Annotated in this window: 10 protein-coding genes; 2 read left to right on the forward strand and 8 right to left on the reverse strand. The window is 54.3% G+C overall.

The annotated features are described in order from the left end of the window. Nucleotides 1–44: 44 nt before the first annotated feature. Nucleotides 45–3,716, reverse strand: coding sequence for a dynamin family protein (locus R70723_RS20220; protein WP_052421401.1), 3,672 nt, complete (start codon nucleotides 3,714–3,716; stop codon nucleotides 45–47). Between the two features lie 342 nt (nucleotides 3,717–4,058). Between R70723_RS20220 and R70723_RS20225 the strand changes: the two genes are divergently transcribed. Next, complete coding sequence (locus tag R70723_RS20225; RefSeq protein ID WP_039874810.1) at nucleotides 4,059–4,409, forward strand: PadR family transcriptional regulator; 351 nt, start codon at nucleotides 4,059–4,061, stop codon at nucleotides 4,407–4,409. Continuing rightward, nucleotides 4,399–4,953, forward strand: a complete 555-nt coding sequence (locus R70723_RS20230; RefSeq protein WP_047171172.1) for a DUF2812 domain-containing protein — start codon at nucleotides 4,399–4,401, stop codon at nucleotides 4,951–4,953. The genes R70723_RS20225 and R70723_RS20230 overlap by 11 nt, the downstream gene beginning before the upstream one ends. A 211-nt stretch (nucleotides 4,954–5,164) precedes the next feature. Here the strand turns inward: R70723_RS20230 and R70723_RS20235 are convergent, their stop codons facing one another. The 7 genes from R70723_RS20235 to R70723_RS20265 form a co-directional block, all read right to left on the reverse strand. Next, on the reverse strand, nucleotides 5,165–5,560 hold the full coding sequence (locus R70723_RS20235) for a hypothetical protein (protein WP_039874812.1): 396 nt from the start codon (nucleotides 5,558–5,560) through the stop codon (nucleotides 5,165–5,167). Between the two features lie 69 nt (nucleotides 5,561–5,629). Then, nucleotides 5,630–5,896 carry a hypothetical protein gene (locus R70723_RS20240; protein WP_039874814.1) on the reverse strand — a complete coding sequence of 89 codons (267 nt, stop codon included), beginning with the start codon at nucleotides 5,894–5,896 and terminating at the stop codon, nucleotides 5,630–5,632. A 2-nt stretch (nucleotides 5,897–5,898) separates the two neighbouring features. Beyond that, complete coding sequence (gene nth, locus R70723_RS20245) at nucleotides 5,899–6,609, reverse strand: endonuclease III (RefSeq protein ID WP_039874816.1); 711 nt, start codon at nucleotides 6,607–6,609, stop codon at nucleotides 5,899–5,901. Nucleotides 6,610–6,752: 143 nt separating this feature from the next. After that, on the reverse strand, nucleotides 6,753–9,503 hold the full coding sequence (locus tag R70723_RS20250; RefSeq protein ID WP_039874819.1) for an S-layer homology domain-containing protein: 2,751 nt from the start codon (nucleotides 9,501–9,503) through the stop codon (nucleotides 6,753–6,755). Nucleotides 9,504–9,584: 81 nt separating this feature from the next. Further along, nucleotides 9,585–10,247 (reverse strand): GerMN domain-containing protein, encoded by a 663-nt coding sequence (locus tag R70723_RS20255; protein ID WP_231574756.1) that lies wholly within the window; start codon nucleotides 10,245–10,247, stop codon nucleotides 9,585–9,587. Nucleotides 10,248–10,348: 101 nt separating this feature from the next. After that, nucleotides 10,349–11,791, reverse strand: coding sequence for an N-acetylmuramoyl-L-alanine amidase family protein (locus R70723_RS20260; RefSeq protein WP_039874825.1), 1,443 nt, complete (start codon nucleotides 11,789–11,791; stop codon nucleotides 10,349–10,351). Nucleotides 11,792–11,953: 162 nt separating this feature from the next. Further along, complete coding sequence (locus R70723_RS20265) at nucleotides 11,954–13,546, reverse strand: N-acetylmuramoyl-L-alanine amidase family protein (protein ID WP_039874827.1); 1,593 nt, start codon at nucleotides 13,544–13,546, stop codon at nucleotides 11,954–11,956. Between the last annotated feature and the right edge of the window lies 1 nt (nucleotide 13,547).

Genomic DNA, 13,547 nt, shown 5'->3' on the forward strand with positions numbered 1-13,547 from the left:
CAGCCGTTAATTTGCAAGTGTTCTTCGACATTTTCCTACAATCTTCACAGAACTTTATTTAAAAGCCCGTCGAAATTTTGCTCCAGATGCTGCAGCCGGGTGACAACTCCACTCCAGTGCTCTGCTGAATCACCTCCTTTCAGCAGCTCTGCCATAGCTTCCTCGCGTTCATGCAGCGCTTCCCGCAGCCTGTCTGCGGCCTGTGCCAGCGCGGTGTTCACAGCATTGGCGTAACAATCGAGCAGGACCTGCTGCTCCGCTTCCGCCGCCCGGGTGAGCGACTCCTTCAGCAGCGGCTCGGCAGCGGCCCGCAGCTCTGTACGGCCCGGCCCTTCAAAAAAGTGGCGCGGCGACTTAAAGCGGCTCCAGAAGCCGGGCCAGTCGAGCGGGGCCAGCACCGCCTCCAGCTTATCCGGCGCAGCCCAGCGCTCCTGCAGCTGAAGCTCACGGCCGGACAGGGCCAGCTCCTCTGCAGCTGCCAGTGCAGCCTGCCTGACCAGCCGCACTCCGGCCGCTTCCAGCCGCAGCGTGGTTGCCCACAATTCCTGCTCCAGCTCCCGCTGCAGCGTGCGTTCCAGCTCCCGGCCGCAGGCGGTGAAGATGTCCTTGAGATTACGCGCGTCCTCACGCAGCAGGGACGGGTGGAACGATTCCTGAAAATAGCTTCCCAGCGCAAACCCGATCCGCTGGCGCACATGATAGATCAGCTCTTCCCCTTCACGCCGCAGGTCGCGGGCAGGCCGTTCTTCCGCAGCCAGCAGGGCCAGACGCTGAGCGGCTGCTTCTTTGCGCGCCTGCAGCTCCTGCATGCCCGCTTCCCGCCTGCCCGCCTCCGCTGCCGCCAGCTCCTGCCATTCCTCGGCCCTTTGCCTCACTGAGGTGAGGCTGTCCCGGGCGGCATTCAGCGACAGCTGCGGCAGCTCGCCGCCGGCGAACTGCGCCAGCGCCTCCTCAAAGCTGCCAAAGCGCGAGGCTTCATACCGCTGAGGCCCCATTCCTGTTTTGCCCTCCAGGGCCAGCAGGCTGGACAGGGCAAAGATTCGCGGTGCGGTCAGCCCGCCGGCCCGCAGATTCCGGGTCACATGCCCTTTGACCTCCTCCAGCTCCTCCTCGCTGCCTGCCAGATCAGAGGCATTGATGATGAAGAACATTTTATCCAGGGCGAAGCTGTCCTTGATCCGGCCAAGCTGGGCCAGCAGGCCGCGGTCCGCCTTCGAAAACGCATGATTATAATAAGTCACGAAGCAGATGGCATCGGCATTCTTCATGTAACCAAAGGTCACGCCGGTATGGCGCGCATGCAGGGAATCTGCACCCGGCGTATCGACCAGCACGATGCCGCTTGCGGTAAGTGGACAGTCATAATACAGATCCGTCTCCTGAATGAAGCAGGCCCTCGTCTCGTCCGCGACCAGGCTGCGGTATTCCTGCAGACCGACAGTCCGGACGTTGCCGAGCAGCCCTTCCGCCTGCTGCCAGCCTGCCGCTGCCGCCCGCAGAAAGCCGATATGCGGCAGCGCCGACGGATGCAGGCCGCCGGCCTGCAGGCTGACCGCAGCAGTGGTCCATGTCTCACGCTGCGGCTGCGGGAGCTGCAGTACCCCGAAGGAATGGACAATGTCATCCCAGAATTCCTCCGGCGACTTCATGGTAATAACGGCATCCCCGTGCCGGTACCCGCCCTCCGGCGCAAGAATGCGCCCGACGGCCGCTGTTGCGGGATGCGGAGACACAGGCAGCACGTCTTCGCCCAGCAGGGCGTTGGCGAAGGAGGACTTGCCGGCGCTGAACGCTCCGAACAGCGCCAGCGTAAAGCGGCCGCCGGAGAGGTCCTCCGCCCGCGCCGCCAGACTGCGCGCTGCCGAGGCCATCGCCGGCTCGCCGCGCAGCAGCTCCGCCGCAGCGTCCAGCACCGCTGCGGCCTGCCCCAGCCGGCGGCGCCCGCCCGCCGGCCCTTCCGCCGCCGGAGAGGCCGGGGCGGCGGAAGGGCCGGCCGCGGCGCTGTGCCGCGGCCGTGCTTCACGCGGCGCTGCCTCCGGCGCGGCCGCGTAGGCTCTGGCCCTCACCTCCGGCAGGGAGCCGGGGGTGAGGGCGCGGCGCTGCGGCAGCAGCGCCGCAAGGGCTGCCGCGCGGGCCTCCGCCGCGCGGTCAAGGGCCGCTAGCGCAGCGGCGGCCTCCGCCTGGCGCAGCAAGGCGGCTTCGCGGCGCGCGAGGGCACCGCGCCGCTCCCCGATGAGCGGCGGCAGCTTCGCCAGCAGCTCATCGCCGCCGGCGAGCGCAGCGCGGCGGTACTGCGCTTTGATTTCTGCCGCAAGGGTGCGGCAGAAATTGAGCAGCGCCTCGCCGCTGCCGGAGGTTCCCGGCTTCACCTGACCCGCGAGCCACTCGCGGCTCACCGCCGGGAGGCTGTCCTTCAGCCGGGTTTCTGCCCCGTCCTCCCAGACATCCAGGCCTTCGGCCCATTCACGCACCGCCTGCAGAAGGTGCCAGTCCAGCTGGCCGGAGATTTCCCGGCTCTGCAGCCCGTGCCAGGCATCTAGGCGCTTCTGCTGCTCCTTCTCCCGCTTGGCCGCGGTGAACAGGAGTCCGCGCCGGAATCCGGGGGCAAGGCTCTCCACATAAGCGCCGGCGGCCTCCCTGACATCCGCAGGCGTCAGATTGCTGTTGCCAAGCAGCGCATCAACCCCGCTCCGCAGATTGTGCCTTGCCTCTTCCGGCAGCCCTGCAAGAGCCTCCTGCTCCAGCGCCAATGCCTTAAGTGCTGCCTCTACCTCTGCTACATCCGCTCCCTGCGTCACTTCCTCCAGCTGCTCCCGCTGCTCATGCTGCTCTTCCGCAAAAACGGTTACCAGTGTGTCTGCAATATGACGGGCTGACCGGGACAGGCTATATTGCAGAAGCTCCTCACGCCGGTCCAGCAGTGCTGCAATCAGCTCTAACAGCTCCTTCCACTGATTAAGCGGATGGTCTTCCACCTTAAGCGAGGTGAACAGCAGCCCTGCGGCCTGAATGCCCCAGGCATCGAAAGCGCTTTCCAGTTGCCGCCGGTATTCTTCCAGGGTGATTTCCCGCTCGCGGTGCTTGTCGATCTGATTGACTATGAGGTACAGGGGCTTGCCCCAGTCACTGAGATTTTTGGCAAAAGCCAGATTATTCTCTGACTGCACATGGTTATAATCCATCACATAGAACACCACATCAGCCAGATGCAGCGCCGAACGGGTCGCCGCCTGATGTCCGTCATCCGTTGAATCAACCCCCGGAGTATCCAGCAGCACACCATGCGCTCCAAGCACAGGAACCTGATCCCACACTTCGATCGACGAATACCCGCCGCCGTTACGGCAGTACTCCTGCAGCTGGTCAGGCGTAGTCTCCCGGGGAATTACCGGAATATCCTGCCGCTCTGGCACCGGATACAGCACTGCACGCGGCTCTCCGCAGCGGATCGATACCACATTCGCACTGGTCGGAACAGGACCGGAAGGCAGCACATCGCTGCCGCACAGCTTGTTGATCATGCTGGATTTGCCCGCAGAGAAATGCCCGCAAAAAGCCAGCGTAAGTTCCTCCTTCTGCTGCTTCACCTGTAGATCCGCAATCACCCGGGCTGTTTCCTGTTCCCCCCACTCCTCCATCAGCTTTTGTAATGAGGGTAACGATAAATCCTTTACCTGTTTCTGTTTCTGTTCCAGCTTCGTCTGTTCTGCCCGCACAAGCCCACCTCCGCCGTGTCCTGGAAAATATCTTCAGCTTATAACTAACTATGTACTTAGCACATCATATGTCCATTAAATGTAAATAACCGCTTTCAATTCCTTAGAATCCTACTCCTGCACAATGCTTTAAAATAAATTATTTAAAATTTAACACTCCAAAGATTATTTACATTTTATCACCAGTCTGCCATAAATCAAATCATCATGTTTTACAAAATCAGCTATAATCCTCCACAAAATCTCCTATCCCAAATACTAATTCATTAAAATACAAAAAAATACAAAGCAGCAGTGTTTCCACTTGACAATGTTATTTTATGGAATTAATGAGGTGAAGTATTGTCCCGAGCTAACTCTTTAGAGACAGAGCAATTAACAGATTCGGCCTACTATATCCTTCTGGCTCTAATTGTGCCCCGGCACGGCTACGCCATTATGAAGTACATTGAAGAGCTGACAGACGGAGAAGTCAAGATCGGACCCGCTACGCTATATACCCTTATCAAAAAGATGCAGAAGAACGGTTACATTTTGCTGAATGAAGATGACGATGAGCGGAGGAAAACTTATCAGTTGACAGCCAAAGGTGAAATGGTGATTGCCGCTGAGATTGAACGGAGATTGAGAATGGCAAGGCACGGAAATGCTGCACTACATCAATCAAAGGAGGAAGCTTCAGATGAAAAATAACAGCAAGCAGACGAAGCATGTCCTAACGATGGGGTTGGCTTTTGCTGAAGAGGCCGAGATGAAAAAGTTAAGCAGACTGGCTGCACAAGGCTGGCTTTTGGACCGTTTATCCCCATTCGGGTTCATTGTCCGCAGAGGAACGGCGCATAAGCTGGATTACTGCCTCGATATACGGATGCTGCAGCCTGCTGAAGAGCATGAATACAGAGATCTGTTCGCAGACAGCGGTTGGAATCATGTATGCTCATCCGGGGATCTCCATATTTTCTCGGCAGAACCGGGCACCGTTCCTATCCATACCGACCGCGAGACCCTTTATGACAAATATTCCAGAGTTGTCCGCCAGAGCCGTACAGCAGCTCTTATTGCACTAATGCTGACAGCAGTAAACTTCATCTTGCTGCACTTGTCAGCAAAACTATGGGACTATGTACTGATACATAACATCTCCTTGATAGGCGTCATGCTCAGTGCCATGCTGCTTGTGCCTTCAGTCATGGTCTATTTCGGCTTCCGCCAGCGTCTGAAGGCACACTCTTCCTGAACGTGATCAGCAAACGTACGTTAACTGCACTCTGTACAACTAAACCGCCCGCTTTTCATCAAAACTACCGGATAGTTGTATTTCGTACACTTATTTCTCCGTAAAAAGCGCAATTTTACCTTTTCGGCCGAATATAGCTGCACAAACTACACTTATATAGAAAAAGTCTGGTCTTTCACTGATTTTAAATGTACAAAGTGCAGTTATACCGTCACTCAGGGTCTGTTGCCTGCGTTGCGGAGAGATTATCAGTCGCCTGAACAGCCTGCTTCAACGCCCGAAGCCTTCTTTCCAGCAGCGTCCTTTGCGGACTGCCGGCTTTGGATCTGGCATAGCTGTTTTCAACAGAAGAGATTAATCCAACTAGAACTTTACGGGCTTCAGCTGATTCTTCAGGGGTATAGGGATAAGGCTTGTTCTCCCATATCTTTTCAAGGACAGCTAAACCGGCGTTCACAGCCAGGAGCCGTTTTTTTACCAGAGTTGTGTTAGCACCGCTTTCGGTCATTTGGCTTAGAGCGCTTTCCAGCTTATGAATGGTTGATTGCATTGATTTTAATGATTCAAGCTGTTCTATTCTTGATGCATTCACAGATTCAGCTTCCATATTGGCGTCCTCCCTTTCGGATATTAAAAAAACCGGCCCATACGGGCCGGCTCTGCATGTTAATTAATATTAAGCTGTTTCCAGAACCGGAAGCAGAATTTCGAATACTTTGCCATGCTGGAGAATAGTCAGGCCACGGGACTTGTCTCTCATAACGACAACCTCAGGCTTCTGGGACATGCGCTCCAGGTAGTGCTCAGGAACATCGCCGGAATGGCTGATCGTGATGCCTTCCACTTCCTGCTCTTCATTCTCTTCAAGCGGACTTTCAACTACGCGGTCAAAAATATCGGAAAAAGTCTCAAAATTATCGGTATACACAGAAATGCACTTCATCTCTATCCCATCCTCTTCTTCATCTCTAACTTCTTGATTGCTCCCGCCTCAGTCTTAGTTTTCCTGATTGTTGCGGTTTTCATACGTTTTTTACCTTCCCGGCATACATCGAGCAGCGGACATATCTGACATGCCGGATTCTGTGCTTTACAGTGATAGCGTCCGAAAAAAATCAGCCGGTGATGCGTAAGTGTCCACTCCTCACGCGGCACCGCCTTCATCAGCTTCTTCTCCACCTCAAGCACGGAATCATCCCAGCCCGCCAGCGCCAGCCGCTTGGCTACACGCTCAACGTGAGTATCGACGGCAATGGCCGGAACTCCAAAGGCATTGGAAACTACGACATTGGCTGTCTTGCGCCCTACGCCAGGCAAAGTAACCAGCTGATCATGCGCCTCCGGCACTTCTCCGCCGTACTGCTCAATAAGGATCGAGCAGAGCTTCTGAATATGCTTGGCTTTGTTACGGAACAATCCGATACGCCGGATATCATTCTCCAGCTCCTCTAGAGGAACTGAAACATAATCCAGCGGAGATTGATACTTTTGAAACAGGTCCACTGTCACTTTATTTACTGTTGCGTCCGTACATTGGGCTGACAGCAATACCGCAATCGTCAGCTCGAAGGCGTTCTTGTGGTTCAGCTCGCAATGTGCATCAGGAAACAAGTCTCCAATAGTATCCAGAATGTGGCGGACCTCTGCAGCTTTCATAGCGTCCCCTCCACGGAGTGTTTACACCCGGAGTTACTTATGCGGGCGTGCTACCTCTTCTTATATTTCAAAAAAAACGTCCTGACGCAGTCAGTCTTACCTCTGCGTCAAGACGGTGTTTCACACGGAAATCCACCATAACATTATTGTTTCACAATTTCAACTATAAAATCGTTGTTAAAATACAATATAATATTATCATTTTCTTTGAGAGATTGCACGGATAAAGTCGTGTCACCTTGATGAATATATGCATTGGCTGCAAGTGAATAGCGGTAAGGATCATTAAGATTGGAACGTTTGACCTGCAGCTCGTTAGTGGCGGTATCTACCCTTGAGAACACTTTGTTGAGCTGGGTCAGCACACGGACCAGAATGACGCCGTCCGCATCCTTACGTACCTCTACGCGGTCAGTAGTTGTTACATTAGCCAGCGAAGTTGTCGTAACACCGTCACGGACCACTCTGACACCGCTGCCTGCCGCAAAGGTCTGGGTGGTTCCGTTATAATCCTTGACTGTAAGTGTAGCCGCTGCCGCATCAACAGCAGTTACCTGACCGCTGCTTACCCTAACCGCCTGTATGGAGGTTGGTGAGCTTCCGTCAAATTTAACATTGATAAAGCCGCCGACCTTCAGGTCGCTGATTGTAATCGTCTGGCCCGCATCATTGGTCATCGGCATAGTCAAAGTGTACAGCTCAGTCGTGCCGCCAGCCCATTTTACCCCCAGCTTGTTGGTGGTGCTGTTAAGATTGGTAATTTCAAGCTGCGCTGCAGTATGGACACGCAATACAGAAATGATATCCTGGTTACCGGACAGAACAGCTGTAACCTGACTGTTGACTGCCACATCCGCCATACTGGCAGCTTGTTTACCGAAATAATCTACAGCCTGAGGATAAGGAAGTGTCAGCGACTGGCCGTTTGTCAGCTTCAAGACAAGTGTCCGGGCGGTAGCATTCAGCGAAGCCACGGTCCCGCTGTATTTGCTTGTGCTTTCCACAGACAGCGCACGGTCCCCTACAGAGTTAACATCCACCTTGCGGCCTTCAGTCAATCTTGAGGCAATGCCGGCCAGTGTAGGTGAAGCTACACCTTCATAGGCAAGCTTCGTGCTGGCATTCAGCTGCACAACATGAGCCTTATTGCTGCTGTCTGTAAAGGTGAGCAGCTGTGTTTTGCTATTATAGGCAACAACGGTTGCCCCGCTGTATTGCTCGATCTGGCGGCTGGTCACTTCAATCTTTGTCACCTGATCGCTGCTGTTCAGTGTAAGCTGGACATTGTCGCCTCCGACGGCATCGGCAATCAGATCAGCTGCAGCCGGATTCGTTAGGTTAGGAATAACAATGGCTGGTGATGCGGCAAGCAGCTTGACTTCGCGTGTGCCGTCAGATTTTTTGTAGACAATCGTTGTGCCTGTAAGCTCTACAATATAACCCTGTACAATCCGTTCAGTAGCTGAAGTGACCTCAACCGCTGTAAGGATGTTATTTCTTACCGTATAATTCACTGCGGAATTGGTTCTGAGATCAGCCGGCTGCAATACAGCGTTCTGCGAGCTGAACAATGTGCTGTTATCCTCCCAGCTGAAGCTCTCAACTGAACCGGCAGCATTTTTGAAGGTGATTTTTTTTCCGGCGATGTCGATGCTTTGAATTGTTCCGGCAGCTGTCTTGTTGACAATTCCGGAGGTCACCTGCAGCTTAACCACCTTATGCAGTCCGCTGTAGGTTTCACGGGTCAGCTTAATCTTGCTGCCTGCCGTAACCGCTGCAGCATTAATGGCAGCATCATTCACATCCGTAAAGACCGTGTTCTCATCATAGCTGTATTGATCATACCCTGACGGGGAATCTACCCAGATCACGCCTGGTGTCACTTTGGCAAAGGTCCCTTCAACCGTATCAATCTGCTGTACCGGATCAGTCAGCTCTACATATGCCGCGTTGTAGGTCGCACCGATAACCGTAACCTTAGTATAAGGCTGGATATCATTCAGACTGATTCTGGATTCCGAGGTGCTTGTAAAATATGCCGTTGCAGCTGTCAAATTGTATGTGGAATTAGAGCCGCCTCTGTAAAGCGAAAGCTTACCGTCCTTCAAGGAGCTTACCGTTCCTGATACTGTATTATCGAACTGCACTGTGCTGTGAGCTTCAGCCCGGCTGAAGAAGGTCGCCAGCTGCGCGCGGGTTACCGCTCCCTGCGGATCAAAACGGTTACCGTCCAGTCCGTTGGCCAGTCCGAGATCCACCGCTGCATTAATATAACCGCGCTTGTTCGCGGATACCTTCGAATCGTCAGCGAATCCGGTTGGCTCGCCTGACACAGCTGCTGCCTGAGAGCTCTTGCCCAAGGCCCGGATCAGCAGCTCGGCGATCCATTCACGGGAGGCTTTACGCCCGCCCCAGGAGGTCTTCAGGTTGTCTGCAGCCATTTCAGCTGTCTTATCCAGCAGACCGGACTGGAATGCCAGCACTACGTAAGGCTTATAGTAATTGTTGACTTCAAAATTGGTTGGCAGCACTACATCTGTTGCACTGTCCACATTGTCCTGTAATTTCATGAAGCGCAGTGCCATCAGGACAGCTTCCTGCTGGGTAACAGAGTCTCCCGGACGGAACAGTCCGTTGTTGCCGACTACGATTCCCTGGGAAGCCAGCTTGTAGATATGCTTTTCGGCCCAAAAGCCGGTCTTCACATCGCTGAAAATGCCGCTTGCCGCTGCCGCGGTTTGCGTTGCTGCAGTTGAAGTAGCCGATGGAGTAACAGCAGTTTCGGCAAATGCCGCCCCTGCCCCGCCAAACGCAATGGCGCCGGCCAGAACGGCGGAAGCCGCCTGGGTAGAATAAGCTCTAAGAGTATGTTTTGATCTTTTTTGACCGGACAATGCGTTATTCCCCTCTCTATTTCCCAAATATTATTCAGTTAGTGATTCGCCAGCTCTTGCCTTCATTCCTGCTTACAAGCCTTATAGCCCGCTGTTCTCTCTGGTTATCGGATGCTCCAGATCCACATGCCCCATCAGGCTCTCCACCTGCTCACCGTCAACGAGAAGCTCGATGGAGCTCACTTCAGTGAACTGGAAGAAGGTCTTCGCCAGGGAGCTGATAGCCATTGCTTCGCCGCCGGCGCCCAGCTGAGCTTCATCCGGCTTATGAATATCCAGTGTAATCTGCCCGTCTTTGAACTCAAGCGATTTGAGCTCAATGCCGCCCCAGAGAGTTACCTGCTCCGCTTTGCTGCTGGTTTGCAGCGCCTTGAAGCTTTCTGTGTACTTCTCAGTCTCATTGCCGAAGCTGATCGTAACGGCCGCAGGGGTCAGGTCCAGCTGCTGCGGATCGGTAAAATACACCTCAATGCTCTGGCTCTGCTCCTGCGGCTTAGCCGGTTCAGCGGTTGCAGACGGAGTAGGACTTGGATCTGCCTGTGGTGCAGCTGATGGTGTAACGGCTTCCTCTGCACCGTCCGCTCCGTTACCCGGGGTTCCTTCAGCTCCGCTTACAGCTGCAGTACTGCTCGGCGCAGCCTCAGCAGCCGGTGGTGCTGCAGTCGGTTTATCTCCGCAGCCGGCAATAACCATCAGAAGTACAGCCGAAACGGCTGTATACATTAATTTTTTGTTCAACATCATTACCCCCTTTAGATGAATAGGGGCAGACAGGACAGCAAAGCCTGTCTGCCCGCCACTTCAGGCCGGACAAGGCTTTGCGGCCCGTATCTGCCGCTTAGCTGCTATTTCAATCCGAGATATTCCTTAATTCCGCTGACAATTCCCTCTGCTATCTTGTTCTGTACATCATCCTTAAAGAGCACTGACTCATCGCCTTTATTGCTCAGATAGCCTGCTTCAAGAAGAACTGCCGGCATCTTTGTTTCACGGATGACGTGGAAATTACCATACCGCACGCCACGGTTGCTGAGTCCTGTGGACTGCACAAGATACTTCTGCATTACGTTGGCAAGCGCCTTGCTGGACTCCCGCTGGTAATACGTTTCTGTGCCGCTTGCCGCCGAAGAGCTGCTGCTGTTCGCGTGCACGGAGATAAACAGATCCGCATTCAGGTTATTGGCGATCGCCGCACGGTCCTTAAGCTCAAGGAAGGTATCATCGCTGCGGGTTAGTACAACATCGACGTTATTTTCCTTTTTGAGCAGCTCAGCCGTTTTAAGCACAATTGCCAGATTGAAATTTTTCTCATATTTGCCGGTAACGCCTACAGCACCTGAATCCTTGGCTCCGTGACCGGCGTCCAGCACAACCAGCTTACGCCCGTTGTTGCCCGGCTGGGTTGACGGATTGTCCGTGGTGACTGCATTCAGATCTACCACCACCAGCCTTGAGGTATCGCCTGAAACCTCAACAGAATAATTCTTGGAGCTGGTCGTATCAATCACAAAGCGCACTGTATAAGGGCTGGTACTGTACAGCGAATAACGCACTGCAGTAACATCCGGGTAGCCTGTTACTGCAAGGCTGCCGTTAAGGTTCGGATCAAGCACCTGCCCGGATCCGAACAGATCGGAGAAGGTCGCATTCTCCAGATCAATCACAATCCGGTCCGGTCCGCTCACCTTGGATACCTTTGGTACCGCATTTCCCTCCATGGCAATGGTCAGCCGGTTTTCATTGAAGCTGATTCCGTTCACCATTGTCAGGTCCTTCGCAGGCTCAGCCGGAGGAACGACTACGGTTGAGCCGCCGTCAGCGGACCCACTCCCAGAGCCGGTGTTACTTCCGCCGGTTTCCGGGGTAATAAGGGTTACAATCTTCTGTGTGTTGTCCCAGCTTACAGTCAGCCCGAACTGCTCACTGATGAACCGGATTGGCACCAGAGTGGTTCCGTTACGGTTGATGGGCGCGTTGGTGAGAATTACAGTCTTGTCGTCTACAGAAGCTGCAGTCTGGTCTACAACCAGCTTGACCGTTGTCAGCTGCTGTGCAATCGTGACCGTCTTGCTGGGCTGATCCCAGTCCACCTTGTAGCCGAGGTTCTCCGAGATCATTCTCAGCGGCACCATTACGGAACCGCCCACATTCTCGACTGGAGCGCTCTGACCTGCCGTCAGTTCCTTCCCGTCGAGAAAAATCTTGTTGTTGGCGGCAGCAGCCTGTCCATGCTCCGGCAACACCAGTACAAAGAGCATCAGCAACAGCGTAAAAGCAAATTTCTTCATCCTTCACCTCTAAGAATCTAGTATTCCGCCAGATAATGGCGTTCATGATGACCATGCCACTGACAACCTTCGACATTGGTTAGACGCCCCTGCAGCTTAAAAGTTGCGAATTAATTCCAGATTACGTCCTTTTTCCTCCCAAAATGCTAAGCAAAGCTCCCTTTACAGCCCGAGATATTCATAGATTCCGGCAACAAGCTCATTTGCCAGATTATTTTGCAGTGTTTCAGTGAACATGGCAGCTTCATTTCCGGGATTAGTCAGATAGCCGATCTCCAGCAGTACTGCCGGCATGCTCGTCTCACGGGTAACATGGAGACTTTTGCTGCGGACTCCGTTATCCTTAAAGCCGGTGCCTGCTACCAGATGCTTATGCAGAACCTGGGCCAGCGGCAGACTCTCCGTGCGCGAATAATAGGTTTCACTTCCGTTAATCTTATCCCGGTTAGGATAGGTTACATCAAGAGAATTTCCGTGAATGGATATGAACAGATTAGCCTTGGCTGCCTCGGCAATCTTCACTCTGTCCGCTAGTCCAAGTGTGAGGTCAGTAGTCCGTGTATATACAACCTCTACTTTACCGTCCTGTGCGAGCAGTGCACCTACTTTGCCGGCAACGGCAAAGTTCACATCCTTCTCCAGCTTGCCGTTTGGACTGACAGCCCCCGGCTGCTTGCCGCCGTGTCCGGCATCCAGTACCACCACAGGCTTGCCTGAGCCTCCCGTACCGGCAGCAGGAGCGCTTCCGTTATTAACTGCGTTTAGATCAATGGTCACAAGCCCCGTACTCTCGTCTGTACTGAGCTGATAAGGCTGGTTGCCAACCGTCTGGATCACAAACCGGACGGTAGAGGGGCTTGTACTGAACAGCGCATATCTTACTTCAGTAACCAGCGGATACCCGGTGACCTCAAGCTTGCCCTGCGGCGTACCGTTTGGTGCAACACCCGGCAGACTGCCTACGAAATCCGAAGCAAACGATGCACCTGCAAAATCAACAATAATTCTGTCAGGGCTGCTGAGCCTTGACACCGCAGGCTTGGCGCCTCCAGCTGCCGCAACAATGAGCCGGTTCTCGCTGAACACGGCTCCCAATACCTGCGGAGTAACCGCTACATTCCCGGCACTGCCGGGAATTGGTGTTGAGGCCGGACCTGCAGCAATGTCATCATCCTGGCCTGTTACCGCTGTCTGGACAGGTGTAGCTGACGGTACTGCTGCTGGCTGAGGTGTTGCCGTTGCCACAGGCTGCGGGGATGGGGTCGCCGCCGGGAGCGGATCTGCGGACGGCATAGTACCGCCGGCTTGTCCGCCGCTCAGATAGACGGTCTTGTCGCTGTTATCCCAGCCGACCTTCAGGCCGAATTGCTCGCTGACGAAGCGGATCGGAACGAGCACCGTTCCCCCGTTCTGCTTGGGGGCCGCATTAAGCATCAGCGTTACGCCGTCAGCCTCTGCGGTCTTGCTGCCGACCGCCAGCTGAACGGTCTTTCCGTCCTGCTGTACAGTCACCTTCTTCGTGGTCTGCTCCCACAGCACCTCGAAGCCCAGATTCTCTACGACGACCCGGATGGGTATCATAACGCTTCCATTTACATTTTCAAGTCTGATTCCCTGGGGCAGCGACAGCTCCTGATTGTCCATAATGATCCTGCCGGCTCCGCTTCCGGCTGCGGCAGCTTCCCGGCCGGCGAAGGACAGCAGAAGCAGCGGCAGCAGCAATAGTAATAACACCCGTTGTCCGGCTTTTCTCATC

Origin of the sequence: Paenibacillus sp. FSL R7-0273, assembly GCF_000758625.1 — a bacterium.
Lineage (GTDB): Bacteria > Bacillota > Bacilli > Paenibacillales > Paenibacillaceae > Paenibacillus_AQ.